The sequence below is a fragment of the Chryseobacterium lineare genome, from assembly GCF_977014045.1.
Genome location: NZ_CDRNIQ010000001.1, coordinates 3,856,791 through 3,875,790 on the forward strand (window position 1 = coordinate 3,856,791; position 19,000 = coordinate 3,875,790).

Consider the following 19,000-nt stretch of genomic DNA (forward strand, 5'->3'; position numbering starts at 1 on the left):
GAAATTCTTAATAATCCTTTATTTAAATTAAAGATTGTCCATTCAAATCTGTAGTGAGGACTTCGCTCATATAATCAAAGAAGGGGCGCATGGCCAATAAGGTGAGTATTGCCTCTTTCCTGAAATCATCCGATAAAACTTCCTGGTCAGTAAATGGTCTCATGACAACATACTGCTTTTTCCTGATAAGATCGATGGCGGGATGATTTTTGTCGAAACCTCTTGGTGCTGTTTTCACGGCATCGCCTTTTATTTCTTTAAAATAGTTGACGAAGGTATCGTCTGAAGTAATCTTTTCAATCTCCGCGGTACTGATCTCAAATTCTTTGCGGATGCGAAGCAGGTCTTTAGCATCCGGTCCCCAGAATCCACCGCCTACGAAACTGTTGCCGGGTTCAAGATGAATGTAATAACCTCCTCTCAGCATCGGTTTTAAACGGGAATACCCGACTCCGAAATTGGTTTTGTAGGGTGTCTTATCCTTTGAAAACCGGACATCTTTGTAAATCCTGAAAATATGGATGCCGTTGACATGGTCATGTTGCTGAAGTTCAGCATAGATCTGATTGAAAAGTGCCTTGTTTTCTTTTACCACCGCCTCGTATTCCGCTTTGTGTGCGGCAAACCATTCGCGGGTGTTGTTTTTCTCCAGTTGCTTAAGGAATTCAAAGGTTTTTTTCATCTTTACGATTTTTAGCAAATTTAAATATTTATGGATGAATGACAGTCTGCGGGACCAAAGTTCCCTGCAATCTGTCAATAATTAAAGTGAGTTCGATAAAGGATTGAACTCTTTGAAATTTAGAACATATACTTATCAGTAGCGTCGGGCTTTAGCCCGATGAAATTATAGCAGTCTACCATTCGGCTTTAGCCAAAATATGATAGGTTTCGGCTAAAGCCGGATCATCATGTATTGTAGTGTAAATGGGCTAAAGCCCATTTCTATTGATACCATATTCATTAATTCAAGTTTCTAAAATTGAATTTACCTGATTTTCAATTTCTTTTTTTTCTAAAATTTTTTCATCATACTTTACTTCAAGCTCTGTCTTTTTCCAGAAAGGAAACAGGATCAGACCTGAACTTCCTATATTGACAAGGGTCGCATCCGGATATTCAATTTCAACCGTTGTTTTAAATATCGTGTTTCCTTTTATGTAATTCGTTGTTTTGATTCTGTTGGTCAGTAAATCGAAGGCCTGAACTATTCCGTCATCTAAATTTTCGAGTTCTTCGCTGAAATGCGTATGATGAAAACCGTAGCCCACTACCAATTCTCCAAAAGTTGTTGAAATCCAGAAATCTGAATTTTTGACAGTCAAATATTCTGTTCCATCTTCGTCTTTCGAATACTCAACTTTGCTTCCCAATTTTTCAATGAGAATATTTTTAATTTCTTCAAATTTCTTTTGGTTGCGGTTCATTTTTTGTGCGGCTAGAATTATTTCTGAATAAGTTTAAATTTCCTGTAAAAATGCTTCATTGGCTTTGCCTCCCTGTACTGTCGCTAGCGAGACTTTAGAACCAGCGTGAGGGAATTCAAAGGTTTTTTTCATCCTGATGATTTTTTAGCAAATTTAAATATTTACGGATGAATGACAATCTGCGGGACATAATTACATCATGAGTCATGAAAGATGAATTTTTTAATTTCTCTTCTTAAACCTGGCGGGTTTTCAAAACTTAGGTTTTTACACACGGGGGCAAGAATTGCAAATCCGCGATGTCGTTTCGACGCGATAGGGCATCATTCCAAGCTGCAACATTGGGTTTACTAATTTTTCAAAAGGGCTGTAAAGCTCTGTTATATAGTAAATTGTACTTGATTGCCTCTTCTGACTGGTTGATCGGCTCTTCTGACTGGTTGATTGCTTCTTCGGAGCAGTTGATTGCTTCTTCGGAGGAGTTGATTGTCTCTTCGGAATGGTTGATTGCTTTAACGGAACTCTTGATCGTCCTGACGAAACGGTTGTTTGCCTCAACTGAATACCTGGATGCCGGTTCTGAGCAGTTGAAGAAATCTTCTGACTGATTGTGCGGACTAACGTAATGGTTTTTAAAAGTCACGGATTACAAATCTGCGATATTGGATCGTCTTGCGCAATTTGTGGGAACCCAAATGCTGTTTTGGTTATGCTATTTTGCGACAGTAATCGTTAGCTTGTTTTTCTTTTGTTGGATGTGTACGGTTTTCCCTTTTCCGAAACCCAGCGCATCAAGCCATTTTCCCTGAAGCCGGATTTCCGGGACGGTGATCATCCGGTGATTGCTTTTCTGGTATCTGGTGTGGATTTTAATTTTTCTTGCGTTCATCATGGATATGTTTTTTAGTTTTTGTCGGCTGTAGAGGAGGAAGTCCTGATAATACCTGAACTTCCTGCCTGTACAAACCAAGGTAATATGATAGATTGTGTTTTTAATCGCTAAAGGTGCAATTGGTAAATGTCAATTTAATATTGTATCTGAAATAATATTTCTAAAATTTTAATTAATAATTTTTCAAATATAAGAAATTTTTATTTTGTTATAAGAACTTGTAACAATATTTGCAAAAAAAATTACGCCCTTTGTACAAACTGTTAATAAATGGACGTTTTACAAGATGAAATATTAAAGAAATTTGGACAGCATATTAAGGAATTAAGACTCAATTCTGGCCTAACCCAAGATGATGTTGTTTTGAATAGTTCAAAAATTACTAAAGCTACAATAAGTGATATAGAAAATGGTAAAAGAAACTTTGCATTTACTACATTAATTGATTTAGCAAAAGGTCTAAATGTATTACCTAAGGATTTAGTAGATTTTAAAATTGATTAGAAATTCTAAGAAGTTGTGTTTTTATTCATGGTTCAAGTTGAACAACATTTTGTAACAAATGAAGTTACTATTATTTACTTAATAAAGATATAAAAATCAGAATAGGAATTATTATTGCCAATAAATAGAGTAAATAATATACAATAAAATTCAATGAATATATCTTAATTAAATATAAAAGAGGATAGGCTTTAAAATATTCTTTATAATTTTCACATTTGAAAACTGAATAATCTAATTTGGAATGATTTATATCATAATTTATTAAAATATTGTTATACTTCTCATTAAGTTCGAAAATGTCTTCACTTTTAGGTTTTTCAGAGGTATTTTTCCAATAACAAACCTTGTCATACAATATGTTTATTTCTCTTGCACAAGAATGAAACTTATGCGATGTATCTCCGTATTTTCTAGAAGATATTATTAATGAAATTACCAATAAAATTATTGAAGCACAAATAGTGAAGAAGCTGATATTTTCGTTGGATAATAACGCAGATCTCTTTGGGATGAGTACTAACAAGTTAACACATAATAAATACGCTGTAATTATATGAATGGTTATATTTGAATACTTATCAATTCTATCAAATCTTTTAGCTGCAATAAAGCGGCTGCCTTTAGTTTCCCATAGCTTTTTGTACCAGCGTTCAATTTCTTTTTCCATTATTTAATTGTAGTTAAAACAGAGCTACTTAAAATTCAATGAGGCAAATTCTCCATTATGGAAGCCAAACAAACGCGGAGCGTTGATTATATTACAAATACTTATTAATAATAAGTCCCAACTAATGTTGGAAGTAACTCTGTTAATTGAAATATGTATATCCTAATCCTTGTTCTATCTTATTAATTTGTTTATTCTGATATTTTTCAAATTGATTCTCAATTTCTTCATTTGTATAGTCCTTTGTAGATGATATTTGTCCCCTAAAAACTAAAAAATTTCTTTTTTTTCTAATAGTGTCTAAATTATCATAATTTGAGATATAATTTTTTTGTTTGTAAACAATTGCATAATAAGATCTTACTAATTTTTTTAGATTTGTAGGTCTTTTATTATCAAACATTTGTAAACTTAAAAAAAAATTAGTTATAATTTTATCTAATTTAAACAATAAATCAATATCAGATATTTCAGAAAAATAAAAAAGCCATCCATAATTTTTATTGTTTGCAGTGAGCCCTGTAATCATATCATTTAGTTCTTCTATAAATACTATTTTAAACTGCTCAATATTATTTTTTAAGTACTCTGGTCTTTTTTCCTTATTCCTGAAACCATCCTTAAACCAAGTTATCTTTGCAGCTATACGTTTAATAAATGTATCAATATTTTTTTCTGATACTGAAATTTTATCGGAATGTATTGAATAACTTAAAAATGTAAAAGGCTTTATATTTAATGAGTTTTGTTCTGTTTTTGTTTCATTGACTGAAAGTTTTATTTTTTTTAACTCTTCAATGAAATTTTTTACTCTATAATTTGAAATTTTGTATGAGTTTATTAAAAGAATATCATCAACATATCGTTGATAAAAATATTTTCTATTTTGAATTACTTTATCAAATTCGATAAGATAAATTTGGGCCAAAATGTTAGATATAGATAATCCCTGTGGTACTCCAATATCACATTTAAAATTTGGATAATTATTTCTTTTAGTATTTTGAGGAACCGTTATATTTGTTATTGCTTTTTCTATTAAAGAAACTATAGCCACTGGTACTTTTTGATCTTTAAGTTTTTTTAATAAAATTTCATGATTAATCGTGTCATAAAATTTTTCTAAATCTAATTTTAGATAAAATTTTTCTCCCTGATTGTTAGATATATACTTTTTGACATCTTTTATATAATTATTTGGCAGTTTTCTATTTACACTTTCATTAAATAAAGAATGTAAAATTTCTTTAATTATTAATAAAACCATTTTATCCCTTATAGTTGGTATAGAAATCATGCGGGGAAATTTATTTCTTCCTTTAAGTTTCAGAATTTCTAGGTATGGAGAAAAAGTGTAAGTGCCATTTAATACTTTTCTTATAATAATATTGAGGTTTTCATCTAATTTTTTCTCAAAATCTTGAACTGAAACTTTATCAATTCCCTTTGATTTTGATTTTTTGATTTTGGTTTGATATAAATCTTTTAAGAAATCTAATTTAAAGTATTCATCTATATTCATATAATCATAAATTATTGTAAATGAAATCTAAATCTATAAATTACAATAAAACTAAGATGTTAGTTAATTATTTTGTTTAAAAATTTGCAAGTATATATTAATAAGAATTTAATTGATGTTGTCTCATGGTTTTTATTTAGTTTTTTCAAATATAATTAAAAAAATAATACAAATAAAAACCGCTCTGAAAATCAGAACGGTTAGTATATAAATTGTCTCGGTCGCTGACCGCGCTGTTACATCATTCCTGGCATTCCTCCGCCCATTGGCATGGCTGGTTCGTCTTTTTTCACTTCAGTGATTACACATTCAGTGGTTAATAACATTCCGGATACGGAAGCTGCGTTTTCAAGGGCAACTCTTGTTACTTTCGTAGGGTCGATGATTCCTGCTTCAAGCATGTTTATATACTTGTTGGTTTTTGCGTTGCCAGAATTCAGAATAAAATTTAGATGCTGAAAATTAAAATTTTTCGTCTGCGCTTTTTTTCGTTGCATTGTATTCAACTAATGTTGCAAATGCTTTTTTTAATCTTTCAACCAAAACCTGGTCTGTGCCAAAATTAAAAGGTGATCTGTACTTATTGTAATTGGGTCCGCTTATGGAGATATAGTTATAATAATTTCCTTCATCTGCTCGATCATAATCACAGTGTGCAAAAAGTTGTTTGTTTCCGGAAACGTAAAAATCAGAGTATTCATCATTCATTCCGGTAACCTTGTTTAAGTCATAGCTGTATTCGCAAAACTTATTGATTCCATAGTTGCTTCTATAAATAAAAACTCCGTCTTTATAAGAAACAAAAACCCGGTCGTTATATAAGGCTAAATTTTCTTTGAGTTTTCCTGCAATCCAGTCCATTGTTTCCTGCTTGGTGGGTTTGGCTGTTTTACTTTCAGTCGTTGATTTTGTGGATTTGGCAGGTGCTTTTTTCTGAGCATTCAAATTCATACTTACAATTGTTATTACTAATACAATTGCGGCCTTTAGTTGTTTAGTCATTTTTTTATGGGCTTAATTTTTGTTATTCAAAGTTATCAATTAACTCCAAATTTACACATTGTTTTCATTATATGCATAGTGTTTTGAAGGCCCATAGTAGAATTTTTATATTATAAAAACTTTGAATGCTGATTAGAAACATCGGTTTAAATAATTAAAAAAAACCGCTCCACAAAAAGCAGAACGGTTTATATATTAAATTGTCTCAGCGACATGCTGTTACATCATTCCTGGCATTCCTCCGCCCATTGGCATAGCCGGCTCGTCTTTCTTCACTTCAGTGATCACACATTCTGTGGTTAATAACATTCCGGATACGGAAGCTGCGTTTTCAAGGGCAACTCTTGTTACTTTCGTAGGGTCGATGATCCCTGCTTCAAGCATGTTTACATACTCGTCGGTTTTTGCGTTGTACCCAAAGTCACCCTGTCCTTCTGCTACTTTCGCAACGATGACAGAACCTTCACCACCAGCGTTAGCAACGATTTGTCTCAATGGTTCTTCGATCGCTCTTTTTACGATTTTGATCCCTGTGCTTTCGTCAGAGTTAATTCCTGTAAGGTTTTCTAAAGCAGCAATCGCTCTTACCAAAGCAACACCACCACCAGCTACGATACCTTCTTCAACAGCGGCTCTTGTCGCGTGAAGGGCATCATCTACTCTGTCTTTTTTCTCTTTCATTTCTACTTCAGAAGCAGCACCTACGTAAAGAACAGCAACACCACCGGCTAATTTAGCCAATCTTTCCTGAAGCTTTTCTCTGTCGTAGTCAGAAGTTGTTGTTTCCATCTGCGCTTTGATCTGGGAAACTCTTCCTTTGATCTTGCTGTCTTCACCACCACCGTTTACGATTGTTGTGTTATCTTTATCGATAGAAACTTTTTCAGCTGTTCCCAACATGTCTAAAGAGATGTTTTCCATGGTGAAACCTTGCTCTTCAGAAATTACCTGTCCACCTGTAAGGATCGCGATATCTTCCAACATTGCTTTTCTTCTGTCCCCGAATCCAGGAGCTTTAACGGCAGCAATTTTAAGAGAACCTCTTAATTTGTTTACTACCAAAGTAGCTAAAGCTTCACCTTCTACTTCTTCAGAGATGATTAATAGAGACTTACCTCCCTGAGCGATCGGCTCAAGTACAGGAAGCAATTCTTTCATCGAAGAGATTTTTTTCTCAACTAAAAGGATATATGGATTCTCCAATTCAGCAAGCATTTTCTCAGGATTTGTCACGAAATATGGTGACTGGTATCCTCTGTCAAACTGCATCCCTTCTACAACATCAACTGTTGTATCGATACCTTTTGCTTCTTCTACGGTGATCACTCCTTCTTTACCTACTTTTCCGAAAGCTTCAGCGATCAAAGCACCGATGGTTTCGTCGTTGTTAGCAGATACGGAAGCAACCTGCTTCACCATTTCTGTAGAATCACCCACTGTTTTAGACTGAGATTTTAAGTTTTCAACAACTGCTGTTACGGCTTTGTCGATTCCTCTTTTAAGATCCATCGGGTTTGCTCCTGCAGCTACGTTTTTAAGACCTTCTCTTACGATAGCCTGTGCCAATACGGTAGCAGTCGTTGTACCGTCACCTGCGATGTCATTGGTTTTGGAAGCTACTTCCTTCACCATCTGAGCACCCATATTTTCTACTCTGTCTTCAAGTTCGATTTCTTTCGCTACAGAAACTCCGTCTTTAGTTACGTGAGGAGCACCGAAAGATTTTTCGATGACCACGTTTCTTCCTTTTGGACCTAACGTTACTTTTACTGCATTAGCCAATGCATCAACACCTCTTTTTAAAGCGTCTCTTGATTCAATATCGAATTTTATTTCTTTTGCCATTGTTTTAAGCTTTTGGCGAATTGCTTTTAGCTTTTGGCTTCAGCAATTCGCGCGGTTTATTTTTATAATTTGATTTTTTAATTTCCGTTTAGCCTGTTCCAAAGTGTGACAAGCTTCTTTTTTAATGTTGTTAATTCGGATAAAAGATTTTGATAATCATTTTTCTCAATGTAATCCAAATCTTTAGCAAGAATTAATTGGTTTTCGGCTTCGTTGGACGATCCTAATGCAATATTGATGAAATTAGCAAATTCTTTATCAGAATTTCTTCCGCTTCCTTCTGAAATATTATACCCGATGGAAGCAAATGATCTTCTGATCTGAGAGGTCAATCCAAAAGTTTCTTCTTTAGGAAAGTTTTTGGTTGAAGTATAAATTTTTAAAGTCAATTGATGACTTAATTGCCAAACTTCAAACCTTTTAAAATCTCTCATATACTATTTTCAATGCTGGAAAGCCATTAGCCAAAAGCCATCAGCTATTAGCCTATGATTCCTAGTAAGTCTCCTTCTTTTACAATTAAATAATCCTTTCCTTCCAATTTCAATTCAGAACCTGAATATTTTCCATAAAGAACTTTGTCACCTACCTGAACAGTTGTAGGCTCATCTTTTTTACCAGGACCTACTGCCACTACGGTACCTTCCTGCGGCTTTTCTTTTGCGGTGTCCGGAATAATAATACCTGAAGCTGTTTTAGTTTCTGCAGCGATCGGTTCGATCAAAACTCTGTCTGCTAATGGTTTAAAGTTTACTGACATAATATATTTAATTTTTTAATTATTCTGACTTGTAATTCGCTAATTGTATGCCAATAGGAGCAAAAGAGAATTTTGGCAGACTTATTTTGCGGGGAGTGGAAAATTTGGCAGAAAAAAAGTCACCTCGTTTTTGAGGTGACTTCTGTATGCTGATTACTTGCATGATTCTTTGTAATCATCAATCAGTTTTTTATATATATTCGTGAATAATTCTGTTCTGTATTTCATATTGATTCTTGATGCTTCAGCTCCTTTTTTTCCTTTCAGTAAAGCTTTTCGTTCCGCATCCATTGCTTTTTTATTTTCCCTGAATGTTTTATTGGAAAAGTAATCATTCTGTCTGGCTTCATCTACTTTTTTCAGGAATTCCGGGCAATCGGCGCCTACAATTTCGTAGGCTGTATAAAACTTCTTATACAGTGTTTTAAGATTGAATAAGTCTAATGGGCTTAATGAAGGATAATCAACAGGGGCAATGGCAACGGTGTCTTCGGACTTGCTCAGATATATCATGACATAGGTAAGCTGGCAGTTGTCTTCATTACCATTAGATCCTGCAGCAAAATTGTTACCGAAGTCAGCCTTACACATCATACTTCTGTAACCATAAAGATTAATGGGCCCTTTTTCCATTAAGGGAAGCATTAAAACTTTTCCTTCTGATTCCAACTCCTGATTTTTATTGACTTCTTTTACCAGACGCTTGTCGAGCTGAAATTGCTCCTGGGTTTCTTCGTTGGTATAGATAAGACTTTTAATCTCGGAGACAGGAATTAATTGTATTTCTGCATCACTTTTTGAGGATTTGAATTTTACATCTTTTCTGTCCAGATTGGCATATTTCGGACCTTTTCCCATGATGCTGAAAGTGGCAACATCAGGAAGCATGAAATCCTGCGCAAAGCCTTTTTTGGTGCTGCCGTCTTCCATTAAGATTTCAATAGGTATAAAATCTCTTTTTCCGGTATAAAATTGTAGAGATTGGGCAATAGTATGCTGTGTAGTGAATATGAACACTAAAAATACAATGAGTTTTTTCATGAATTAAAAGTTTTTATCTGCGGCAAATCTAAAAAAAAAGTATTCAGATTCTGAATACTTTTAGAAATATTATTTTATATTTTTTTATCTTACAGATTCCATAATCATTTTTCTTCCGCCTGCATCAATTTCCTGTTTTAAAACTTCTCTCGTTGACTTATCAATAAAATAGATGCTGATTGTTTTCCTGTCCTGAATATCATCTGTTGTTTTTACGAGCCAGACTTTTTTGCCATTCAATTCTCCGCTGTTTACATCCTCAATATAAGCTTTTACCACTCCTTTTTTGGCTGCGGGATTATAATCAAAAATCGGAATTTCAGAAGAGTAGTGTTCCTTTAGAGGTAAAAATCTTATTAGCCCAGGGTAAGAATTGCTGTCAAAATATTCAGCAGAAATTTTTTCATCAATCTGATCTTTCTTCTGAGATTTTTTATCGAGATAATAGCCGGTTGCTTTATTTTTTTCAAAATTTAAAACCATATCTCTCATCAAATTGTAAGAGGAGTGATAAACAGGCTGGAAATCTGAAATTCTTACTAAGGTAGAATCTACCCACGGTTTCCCCGGCGCCTGATTCATGTGTACCGTTGTTTTAATCAGAAGTTTTGTTTTGTCTATCTTTTTTATTTCCGTGGTAATTTTCCCGATTTCCACTTTTTGATCTCCTTTTTCGGCGTACCATACCGCATTGGAAATTTCATTTTTAATGAATTTGGATTCAAGCTTTACGTTACTTGGATTCAATGTTTTTTGAGCAAAAAAATTGGCACTGCTCATTATTAAAAGGATCAGAAATGTTCTCATGATTTTTTAATAATAAGTAGCGCCTTGTAGATAAAAGTTACATTACTTTTTTGCTATTTTTTTCCGGCAGCCTGCATTGGGTTTACTTTACCGTTTGAAGCTCCTCTTGTATTTCCGCCTTCTTTCTGTTTGAATAATTCAAATTTTGAGGCTTGAGAGGTTCCGCCGTCATTACTCCAGAAATTATTGGAAGTATCGATATCAGCAGTTTCTCTCATCGGATCCAGCTGGATTGATCTAAGCTTCTTGTCAAAATAATAAGTTTTTGATACTTTCTGCTCGTTCATTCTCCAGATCTGTGCAGAAGATTTATCTGTTAGTTTTGTGCCATCCTCAAAAGTGAATTCAAGAATAATAGGCATTACTAGTCCACCTTTATTTACGAAATCAATCTGATACGCCGTAAGATTTTTAAATTTATCTTTTTCTTTTTGGGTTAAAGGCTCAGTTCCATCAAATTTAGAAACATATTCTTTATTGTTGTCAACTTTTTCCTGGCCTCTGTCGTATCTGTAATAAAAATCCTGAGCTTCTTTATCCTTATCTACGTGGAATGTGATGTTTTTATCTTCTCTGTTTCTGATTTTTGAAATATCTTCAAATTCATTCAGAGCAGGTTTATCAACTTTATATTTTACTTCTTTAGGTTCTCTTGGTGGTGTATTGAGATCGGGAGCAGCAATGGTCACTTTATCAATAGCAATATCTACCGGATCTGTCCCATAAAACCATCCTCTCCAAAACCAGTCGAGATCTTCGCCACTCGCATCTTCCATTGTTCTGAAGAAATCTGCAGGTTCAGGATGTTTGAAAGCCCATCTTTTAGCATATGTTTTAAAAGCTTTATCGAAAAGTTCTCTTCCCATGATGGTTTCACGAAGAATATTCAAGCCTGTTGCCGGTTTTGAATAAGCATTCGGACCAAACTGAACGATGTTTTCAGAGTTGGTCATGATCGGTTCCAGCTGATCTTTCGGAAGTTTCATGTAATCAACGATTGTCCATGCCGGACCTCTTTTTGACGGAAATTTATTGTCCCATCTTTCTTCCGTAAGATATTCCACAAAAGTGTTTAGCCCTTCATCCATCCATGTCCATTGTCTTTCATCGGAGTTGATGATCATCGGGAAAAAGTTATGTCCTACTTCGTGAATTACAACGCCCAGCATTCCGTTTTTAATACCTTCAGAATAAGTTCCGTCTTTTTCGGTTCTCCCGTAGTTGAAGCAGATCATCGGGTATTCCATTCCGTTGGCCGCTTCTACAGACTGCGCCACCGGGTATGGATAAGGAATCGTAAATTCTGAATACGTCTTTATCGTATGCGCGACAGCTTTAGTAGAATATTTTCTGTATAAACCATAAGCTTCTTTAGGATAAAAGCTCATTGCCATTACTTTATTGTTGTTTTCGGGAATAAGGACGCCCATTCCGTCCCACACGAATTTCCGGGAAGAAGTCCATGCAAAATCCCTCACATTATTGGCTTCAAAGCTCCATGTTTTTCTTTGTTTTGAATGGTTTTTCTCTGCTTTTTTCGCTTCATCCAGCGTTACAATTTCTACAGGTTCTGTTGCTGTTTTTGATTTGTTATATCTTGCTAATTGTTCAGACGTTAAAACCTGATCATAGTTTTTACATTCCCCCGTTCCTCCAACGATATGATCTGCAGGAACATTCATTGAAACTTTAAAGTTTCCGAAAACCAGTGCAAATTCTCCTCTTCCGGTAAACTGGTGGTTTTGCCATCCGTGGAAATCGCTGTACACACACATTCTTGGATACCATTGGGTCATGGTATAAAGATCGTTTCCGTCTTCTGCAAAGTTTTCGTAACCGCCGCGGCCGCCCATTTTGATTCTGTTGGGAATATTGTAATTCCAGTTTACTTTAAAAACGAGCTTTTCACCTTTCTTTAATATTTTAGGTAAATCAATACGCATCATGGTTTTGTTGACCGTATATTTTAAAGGATTTCCTGAAGCGTCTGTTACTTTTTCAAGATTTACGCCATACCCATTATCGGTTGCAGGCAAATCAGTAGGGCGTAATTGCTGATCGTTAGAAGCTTTCGGAAGGGTAGAAGAATAAGGAAAGTCGGCTTTTTTTACGTTTGACTGTTGGTTTTCATCTAGTTGCAGCCAGATGTAATCGAGATCATCCGGAGAATTATTGTAGTAGGTTATTGTTTCAGAACCTTTCAGATTTCTTTTATCTTCATCAAGATATGCGGTGATGTCATAATCGGCTCTGTTTTGCCAATAGCCATGACCCGGCGCTCCTGAAGCTGTTCTGTAAATATTGGGAGTGGGAAGAATAGTTCCCAACTGTTCAAATTTATTTCCGTGGTTGCTTCCGGGATTATTCTGAATATTTTGTGCTGCGAAACCTGCATATGTAAATACAGAAAGGGAAAGTATGGCAACTTTTAGTTTCATAACCGAAATTTGTTTAAGAATTTTCAAATATAATAATAAGTAGCTGAAAATTTAGAAATGTTTCATCCCTAAAATGGAATTCTTTCTAAAGTCATTTTTAATGATAAGGCAAAAACTCCTGAAGAAACAAAAAGTACCCAGTCTTTCTGATTCACCTTAAAAATTTTAAGTAAAATAAACAGAATGAGTAAAATTGCGAAAACGATGGCAATTTGCCCCAGTTCCAGTCCTATATTAAAGCCTAAAAGAGGAATGGCAATACTCTGGCTTTTGGCAATCATTACTCTTGCGGTATTGGCAAAACCCATTCCGTGGATAAGCCCGAAAATGAGCGCTAAATAATAATTGGCTTTCATGAGCGTCTGCTTTTTATTCTTCATGAGAATATTATCCAATGAGGTCAGAACAATCGTCAAAGGAATGAGAAATTCTACCCAGTCAGAATTAACTCTAACGATATCAAAAGTGCTTAGCGCCAGCGTGATCGAATGCCCAATGGTGAAAGCGGTGACAAGAATTAAGATTTTTTTCAAATCATTAAATGAGTAAACGGCAATCAGAGCCAACACGAAAAGCTGATGATCAAGTGCATCTAAAGAAATAATATGTTCCCAGCCGAGCTTTAAGTAGAATAAAAAATCCTGCATTTCTAATAATATTATTGGAATGCGATGATACAAAATTTATTTTAACTTTGTGTAAAATTAAATGTTATGATTGTCAATATAGAACTGGATAATACGGCAGATTTTGCATTTATAAAAAAACTTTTAGAAAATATAAAAGGTATCAAGTCTGTTTCTTTAGAGCAGGATGATGAGTTTTATGAAGACGGTACCCCGAAATGGTTTATCGAGAAGCTTGCAGATTATGCAGATCGTCTGGAAGATAAGGATATGATTTCGGAAGAAGATTTTTTTAAATATGTTGATGAAGAAATATGCAGATTGAATTCTCAGAAATAGCAAAACAAACGCTTCGAGATCAAATCATATTTCTTGAAAACATATGGAGTAATCGAGAGATTGTATTGTTCCTTGGTGATATCAGGAAAGTGTCAGATAATTTGAAAAAAGGGAAGTTTAATCTTTACCAGAGATATTCTCATAATGTCCATTCTGCTTTGATCGGTAAAAAACACGTGCGGATGTTCTTCAGGAAAGAAAACGACCATCTGATAAAAATTCTTCTTTTCTTTGATATGCGACAGGATCCGCAAAAAATCCTAGATTTATTACAATGAAAAAATTACTTTTCTTTTTTCCTGTTCTTTTGGTTCTTTTCTCTTTTACCGGCGCAAAGCATCCTTATCATGTTGGTTCGGTAGAAATCAATTACAATCAGAAATCAAAGACTTTTGAAATTACAGGACGTTTTTTTCTGGATGATCTTGAAAACGGATTAAATGCCAAATACGGAAAATCGCTGCATTTTAATGATGCTAAATTTAAAAGCCAGCTTAATGAATCCCTGAAAAATTATTCCGCAGAGTATTTTAAATTAAAAACGAATAATAAATTTCTAACTATAAATTTTGTTGGTTACGAAGAAGATCATGAATCGGTAAATATTTATCTTGAGTCTGAAAAAATCGACAATCCTAAAAAAGTAGAGGCAGCGGTCAGTTTTCTTTATAATTTATTCGACGACCAGCTGAATATCGTTCATATCATCGTAAACGGAGAAAGGAAAAGTGAGAAGCTAACTTATCCCAATCGTTATTTATTTCAACAGTTTTAATGGCTTTCTACCTGATTAATTTCATAAATTTATTTTGATTTAACATAATATAGCGCAAATTAGGTAACTTTGCTGCTTATTTTTATAATGAAGATGAGAAAAGCAATTACTATTCTTAGTATATTATTGTATGTAGTGATAAATGGACAGGAAGGAAATGTTATTATTTCCGATACTGTTGTTGCTCAAAAGGATTCGCTATTATCCTATTCTAATGAGAATGCTGAATATTCTTTTCCAAAAAATCAGAGTAAGAAAAATGACATCTGGGGACATTTGAAATACGATGTTGTGACGATGGCTGGTGGCTTCGGAAATGCTTTTACACGTCCTTTATCCTGGGAGAAAAAAGATTACGTGAGATTGGGGGCTACGGTTGCTACAGTCGGAGTTATCTATCTTGCAGATGAGGATATAAGCCGTACTTTTATCCGAAACAGAGAGGATGTTCCTAATGTTTTCAGAAAATTCGGGTGGTATTTTGGGAGTCCTCAGATCAATTATGGTATTACCGGTGCCGTTTATGTGACGGGACTTTTAGCTAATAATGAAAAACTCCGTAGGACAGGAGTTTTAATGATTACCGCTGCAAGTGCTACAGGGGTTATTCAGCAGATTTCAAAAACAGTTACGGGAAGATCCAGGCCGGGAGCGGGATTGGGAAAACATTTTTTTAAACCTTTCGGGCAAGATGCCAATTTCAGGAGTTTTCCTTCCGGACATACCGTTCTTTCTGTCACTACAAGCTATGCATTGTCTAAACAGTTTAAAAATCCATGGATAAAAGGAGGTATTCTGGCAGTTGGATCTATTGTGCCCATCTCAAGGGTGCTTGATGGTGCCCATTGGTTTTCTGATGTAACACTAAGTGCAATCATGAGTATTGCCATCGTAGAAGGAATTGATAAATTTATGAAAAAGAACGGGAAATATGAAGAGGATAAAAAATACAATATGGAACAACGTCCTGTTGGTAAAATTACCTGGAATATTAATGCCGGACCTTTAGGACTGGGAGTTGTCGGACGTTTTTAATTTTCCAATTGTAGCAGAGCATTGATTCCTTTTGCGTGTTCCAGTAAATCGGGAAAGAAATCATCATAGCATTGCTGAAGAAAATCTTTATTTTTCAAAAAAGCATCGTGAACGGGAATATCCGGAGATAAATATTTTGCTTTATTAAGGACATTTCTCATGCTGTAACCGATGTTTTCTTCATAACGGTAATTGTACAGCCAGTCTCCTTCTTCCATTTTTGAAAGCATTTTTCTGAAATTTTTCGGAAGAAATTCATAATTATTATTCAATACACGATAAACTTTTGAAGAATGATCTTTCCATCCCTGTTTTGAATGCAGACTCATATCATTAGCCACGAAATAATCCATTGAAACATCAACAAATGCTCCTGCATATAATCTTACCAGAGGTGCAAAAACTTTTTTCGCTTCATGAATCGTGGGATGTGCATCGGTAAAAGTATCAATTGCGCGGTGTAAAGTAATGCCATCCTGAATATCCTTTGGAAAAGAAAACCTGTCTCTGTTACGAATAAAGTCAGCCAAAAACTGGCCGACAATTTGTCCGTCGGTAAACGTGAGGAAAGAATGTGCAAGGTAATTCATATTTTAAAGTTATGAATTATGAGTTATAAATTATGAATTGATCGCAGTAATTAATATAAACTATCATTAGTGAACTGATAACTCATAATTTATAACTGATAACTTTTAAAACAATCTTTCATGGAAATCTTCAATTTTACTTACTTCTTCTATTTTTATTCCGAATTTTTTCTTTGGGAGCTTATTTAAATTTGATATAAAAATCTTCTCATAACCAAGTTTTTCTGCTTCAGTAATACGTTGTTCAGCCTGAGCAATTGGTCGTATTTCTCCGCTTAACCCTATTTCTCCTGCAAAACAGTAATGTTCAGAGATGGCAATATCTTCATTTGATGACAGAATGGAAGCGACAACCGCCAGATCCAAAGCCGGATCATCCGTTTTTATTCCTCCTGTAATATTGAGGAAAACGTCTTTGGCGCCGAGCTGGAATCCCGCTCTTTTTTCAAGAACGGCGAGAAGCATATTTAATCTTTTGGCATCAAAACCGGTGGAGCTTCTTTGCGGTGTCCCATAAACTGCCGTACTTACTAATGCCTGAATTTCCAGCAGCATTGGCCGGTTTCCTTCTAATGTAACGGCTACCGAATTTCCGGAAAGCTCTTCAAATTTTTTGGTAATTAAAATTTCGGAAGGATTTTTAATTTCTTTTAGTCCCTGTGAAATCATTTCATAGATTCCAATTTCGGAAGTTGATCCGAAACGGTTTTTATTAGCTCTTAACAATCTGAAAAGATGATTTCTGTCTCCGTCAAAATTTAACACGACATCAACCATGTGTTCCAGCACTTTCGGACCGGCAATTTGCCCGTCTTTAGTGATATGGCCAACTAAAAAAACAGGAACATTGTTTTCTTTAGCGTATTTTATAATCTCGTTTGAACATTCTCTTATTTGAGAAACCGTTCCCGGTGAACTTTCAATCAACTGAGACTGTAGCGTCTGAATAGAATCGATAATAACAAAATCCGGTTCCAGTTTTTTGGCTTCGTGAAGAATCTTTTCAAGATTCGTTTCTGTAAAAAGGAAGCAGTTCGGGTTATGAATATCCGTAAGCCGGTCGGCTCTCATTTTAATTTGAGACGCACTTTCCTCACCTGAGACGTAGAGTATTTTCTTCTTCATTTTTAAAGCCAGCTGAAGCAGAAGAGTAGATTTACCGATTCCGGGTTCGCCACCGATCAAGGTTACGGATCCTAAGACAATTCCGCCACCCAGAACACGGTTGAGTTCTTCGGAAGGTGTTTTTATTCTCGGCTCTTCGCTGGTTTCAACCTCTATGATATTGATAACGTTTTGTTTTGATTTTGAAAAAGGGGGAGTTTTGTGTGATGAGGTTTTTTCTACAATTTCCTCCACCAAAGTATTCCATTGTCCGCAGTTTTTGCATTGTCCCATCCATTGGGAATATTGTGCGCCACAGTTTTGACAGAAATATGCTGTTTTTAGTTTTGCCATGATGTAAAATTATGAAAAAACTTAGAGTCTGTTTAGATTGTAATTTGAGAATTATGAGAAACTTGTTTAACTAAATATTTAAATAACCATAAAAAATATCATAGATCAACGTTATATTGTGATAAGCGGCTTACTTTTGTAGCATAATTTAATTTAAAAAAATAGATACAATGAAAAAGGTATTTTTAACTTTTGTATTTGCACTTTTAAGTGTTGTAGGTTTTGCACAGACGGCTTGGCAGGTTGATCCGATGCACTCTTCCGTTAATTTCAATATCAAGCATATGGGCATCAGCTTTGTGCAGGGAAGGTTTGATAAATTTGATGGTAAAGCTGTCACCAACGGCAATAATCTGGATAATGCGCAACTGAACTTTAATGTTAATGTAAACTCAATCAACACGGGTGTTGAGATGAGAGACAAGCATTTGAAAAGTGCAGATTTCTTTGATGCTGAAAAATTTCCTTTGATGACCTTTATGACAGGTTCTGTAGTGAAAGATAAAAATAACACATATGTGTTCAAAGGTAAACTGACTATAAAAGATGTGACGAAGGAGATCAGCGTTCCTGTTACATTCGGAGGAGTTACCAAAAACCAACAGGGAAAAGAAGTGATGGGCTTCCAGGCTGCATTTAAAGTAAACCGTCTGGATTACAATATCAAATATGATCCTACTGGAGCAGGTGTAGCGAAAGATGTTGACGTGAACTTATACTTTGAAATGGTTAAGCAATAATTTCATCTATAAATTTGATTTAGAAAAAGGTTTTCAGTTTCTGGAAACCTTTTTTATTTTTTCAAGAGGTCAAGATATACTTTTTCTAAATTTTTATATTCTTCTTTCCAATCTTGGACGGTCTTTTCTAATTTCTCAAACTTAAAATTTAAAATTTCTATTTCTTCGAGATTGTCTATTGTATTTCTATCTTCGATATGGTCAAAATTTTCAGCATACCAAACATTTAAATATTTACTGAAAATCTCAATATATAATTGTTCTCCAATTTGAGCTTGAAATAGCATATGATAATTTAAAACATTCTCTTTAAAATAGATAAAAATACCGTCGTAATAATCATGATGTCGATCTGTAAAATAGATATTGAGATTATTGCTTTTCCAAATCGGAAGATTGTCAAATTTTAGCAGCAATCCATTTTCACTTAAAAGTTCAATCTTTTTTAGATAAACCAGTTTATTCAGAATTTCCATTTAAAAAAATTAATCACTAAAATAAACAATCAAATTCAGATACAAAATTGCTT

22 protein-coding genes and 1 pseudogene are annotated in these 19,000 nt (G+C 34.6%); 5 read left to right on the forward strand and 18 right to left on the reverse strand.

The features are described 5' to 3' along the window. Nucleotides 1-22: 22 nt before the first annotated feature. From ACWNCI_RS17325 to ACWNCI_RS17340, 4 genes are all read right to left on the reverse strand, one after another. Nucleotides 23-682 carry a DUF2461 domain-containing protein gene (locus ACWNCI_RS17325; protein WP_449389237.1) on the reverse strand — a complete coding sequence of 220 codons (660 nt, stop codon included), beginning with the start codon at nucleotides 680-682 and terminating at the stop codon, nucleotides 23-25. Nucleotides 683-968: 286 nt separating this feature from the next. Then, nucleotides 969-1,427: a hypothetical protein gene (locus tag ACWNCI_RS17330; RefSeq protein WP_449389238.1), complete on the reverse strand. Its 459-nt coding sequence runs from the start codon at nucleotides 1,425-1,427 to the stop codon at nucleotides 969-971. A 358-nt stretch (nucleotides 1,428-1,785) separates the two neighbouring features. Continuing rightward, complete coding sequence (locus ACWNCI_RS17335; RefSeq protein WP_449389239.1) at nucleotides 1,786-2,070, reverse strand: hypothetical protein; 285 nt, start codon at nucleotides 2,068-2,070, stop codon at nucleotides 1,786-1,788. Between the two features lie 69 nt (nucleotides 2,071-2,139). Beyond that, the gene (locus ACWNCI_RS17340) at nucleotides 2,140-2,319 is read right to left on the reverse strand and encodes a SymE family type I addiction module toxin (protein ID WP_042719990.1); all 180 of its coding nucleotides are present in this window, start codon (nucleotides 2,317-2,319) and stop codon (nucleotides 2,140-2,142) included. Nucleotides 2,320-2,589: 270 nt separating this feature from the next. On the opposite strand from ACWNCI_RS17340, the gene ACWNCI_RS17345 reads away from it, so the two are divergent. Continuing rightward, nucleotides 2,590-2,823 carry a helix-turn-helix domain-containing protein gene (locus ACWNCI_RS17345; RefSeq protein WP_449389240.1) on the forward strand — a complete coding sequence of 78 codons (234 nt, stop codon included), beginning with the start codon at nucleotides 2,590-2,592 and terminating at the stop codon, nucleotides 2,821-2,823. Between the two features lie 70 nt (nucleotides 2,824-2,893). Here ACWNCI_RS17345 and ACWNCI_RS17350 read toward each other — a convergent pair whose 3' ends face one another. The 11 genes and pseudogenes from ACWNCI_RS17350 to ACWNCI_RS17400 form a co-directional block, all read right to left on the reverse strand. Then, nucleotides 2,894-3,493: an SLATT domain-containing protein gene (locus ACWNCI_RS17350; protein ID WP_449389241.1), complete on the reverse strand. Its 600-nt coding sequence runs from the start codon at nucleotides 3,491-3,493 to the stop codon at nucleotides 2,894-2,896. Nucleotides 3,494-3,635: 142 nt separating this feature from the next. After that, nucleotides 3,636-5,015: a reverse transcriptase domain-containing protein gene (locus ACWNCI_RS17355; RefSeq protein WP_449389242.1), complete on the reverse strand. Its 1,380-nt coding sequence runs from the start codon at nucleotides 5,013-5,015 to the stop codon at nucleotides 3,636-3,638. Between the two features lie 236 nt (nucleotides 5,016-5,251). Next, nucleotides 5,252-5,443 (reverse strand): annotated as a pseudogene (gene groEL / locus ACWNCI_RS17360) (chaperonin GroEL); the annotation flags it as partial. 34 nt (nucleotides 5,444-5,477) lie between these two features. Beyond that, nucleotides 5,478-6,017, reverse strand: a complete 540-nt coding sequence (locus ACWNCI_RS17365; RefSeq protein ID WP_449389243.1) for a hypothetical protein — start codon at nucleotides 6,015-6,017, stop codon at nucleotides 5,478-5,480. Nucleotides 6,018-6,236: 219 nt separating this feature from the next. Continuing rightward, nucleotides 6,237-7,862, reverse strand: coding sequence for a chaperonin GroEL (gene groL / locus ACWNCI_RS17370; RefSeq protein WP_346986573.1), 1,626 nt, complete (start codon nucleotides 7,860-7,862; stop codon nucleotides 6,237-6,239). A gap of 77 nt (nucleotides 7,863-7,939) precedes the next feature. Continuing rightward, nucleotides 7,940-8,296: a four helix bundle protein gene (locus ACWNCI_RS17375; protein ID WP_449389244.1), complete on the reverse strand. Its 357-nt coding sequence runs from the start codon at nucleotides 8,294-8,296 to the stop codon at nucleotides 7,940-7,942. A 47-nt stretch (nucleotides 8,297-8,343) separates the two neighbouring features. After that, on the reverse strand, nucleotides 8,344-8,622 hold the full coding sequence (locus ACWNCI_RS17380) for a co-chaperone GroES (protein ID WP_040997294.1): 279 nt from the start codon (nucleotides 8,620-8,622) through the stop codon (nucleotides 8,344-8,346). Nucleotides 8,623-8,775: 153 nt separating this feature from the next. After that, complete coding sequence (locus ACWNCI_RS17385; RefSeq protein WP_449389245.1) at nucleotides 8,776-9,663, reverse strand: hypothetical protein; 888 nt, start codon at nucleotides 9,661-9,663, stop codon at nucleotides 8,776-8,778. A gap of 84 nt (nucleotides 9,664-9,747) precedes the next feature. Then, nucleotides 9,748-10,470, reverse strand: coding sequence for a DUF3108 domain-containing protein (locus tag ACWNCI_RS17390; protein WP_449389246.1), 723 nt, complete (start codon nucleotides 10,468-10,470; stop codon nucleotides 9,748-9,750). 53 nt (nucleotides 10,471-10,523) lie between these two features. Continuing rightward, a complete protein-coding gene (locus ACWNCI_RS17395) occupies nucleotides 10,524-12,908 on the reverse strand; it encodes a M1 family metallopeptidase (RefSeq protein WP_449389247.1) in 2,385 nt (794 codons plus the stop codon). Between the two features lie 68 nt (nucleotides 12,909-12,976). Further along, nucleotides 12,977-13,555, reverse strand: coding sequence for a HupE/UreJ family protein (locus tag ACWNCI_RS17400; protein WP_449389248.1), 579 nt, complete (start codon nucleotides 13,553-13,555; stop codon nucleotides 12,977-12,979). A 66-nt stretch (nucleotides 13,556-13,621) separates the two neighbouring features. Here ACWNCI_RS17400 and ACWNCI_RS17405 point away from each other — a divergent pair, with 66 nt between their 5' ends. The 3 genes from ACWNCI_RS17405 (at nucleotide 13,622) to ACWNCI_RS17415 (ending at nucleotide 15,683) form a co-directional block, all read left to right on the forward strand. Beyond that, nucleotides 13,622-13,873, forward strand: coding sequence for a hypothetical protein (locus ACWNCI_RS17405; RefSeq protein WP_346986567.1), 252 nt, complete (start codon nucleotides 13,622-13,624; stop codon nucleotides 13,871-13,873). 274 nt (nucleotides 13,874-14,147) lie between these two features. Next, nucleotides 14,148-14,648: a DUF6702 family protein gene (locus tag ACWNCI_RS17410; protein ID WP_449389249.1), complete on the forward strand. Its 501-nt coding sequence runs from the start codon at nucleotides 14,148-14,150 to the stop codon at nucleotides 14,646-14,648. A 93-nt stretch (nucleotides 14,649-14,741) separates the two neighbouring features. Beyond that, nucleotides 14,742-15,683, forward strand: a complete 942-nt coding sequence (locus ACWNCI_RS17415; protein WP_449389250.1) for a phosphatase PAP2 family protein — start codon at nucleotides 14,742-14,744, stop codon at nucleotides 15,681-15,683. Here ACWNCI_RS17415 and ACWNCI_RS17420 read toward each other — a convergent pair. Both ACWNCI_RS17420 and radA read right to left on the reverse strand, forming a co-directional pair. Beyond that, entirely contained in the window at nucleotides 15,680-16,273 is a 594-nt protein-coding gene (locus tag ACWNCI_RS17420; RefSeq protein WP_449389251.1) for an acyl carrier protein phosphodiesterase, read from the reverse strand. The two genes, ACWNCI_RS17415 and ACWNCI_RS17420, sit on opposite strands and share 4 nt — an antisense overlap. A gap of 105 nt (nucleotides 16,274-16,378) precedes the next feature. Next, nucleotides 16,379-17,731 carry a DNA repair protein RadA gene (radA, locus tag ACWNCI_RS17425; RefSeq protein WP_346986560.1) on the reverse strand — a complete coding sequence of 451 codons (1,353 nt, stop codon included), beginning with the start codon at nucleotides 17,729-17,731 and terminating at the stop codon, nucleotides 16,379-16,381. Between the two features lie 170 nt (nucleotides 17,732-17,901). Here radA and ACWNCI_RS17430 point away from each other — a divergent pair, with 170 nt between their 5' ends. After that, nucleotides 17,902-18,471 (forward strand): YceI family protein, encoded by a 570-nt coding sequence (locus ACWNCI_RS17430; RefSeq protein ID WP_449389252.1) that lies wholly within the window; start codon nucleotides 17,902-17,904, stop codon nucleotides 18,469-18,471. A gap of 53 nt (nucleotides 18,472-18,524) precedes the next feature. Here the strand turns inward: ACWNCI_RS17430 and ACWNCI_RS17435 are convergent, their stop codons facing one another. Further along, on the reverse strand, nucleotides 18,525-18,947 hold the full coding sequence (locus ACWNCI_RS17435; protein WP_449389253.1) for a hypothetical protein: 423 nt from the start codon (nucleotides 18,945-18,947) through the stop codon (nucleotides 18,525-18,527). Between the last annotated feature and the right edge of the window lie 53 nt (nucleotides 18,948-19,000).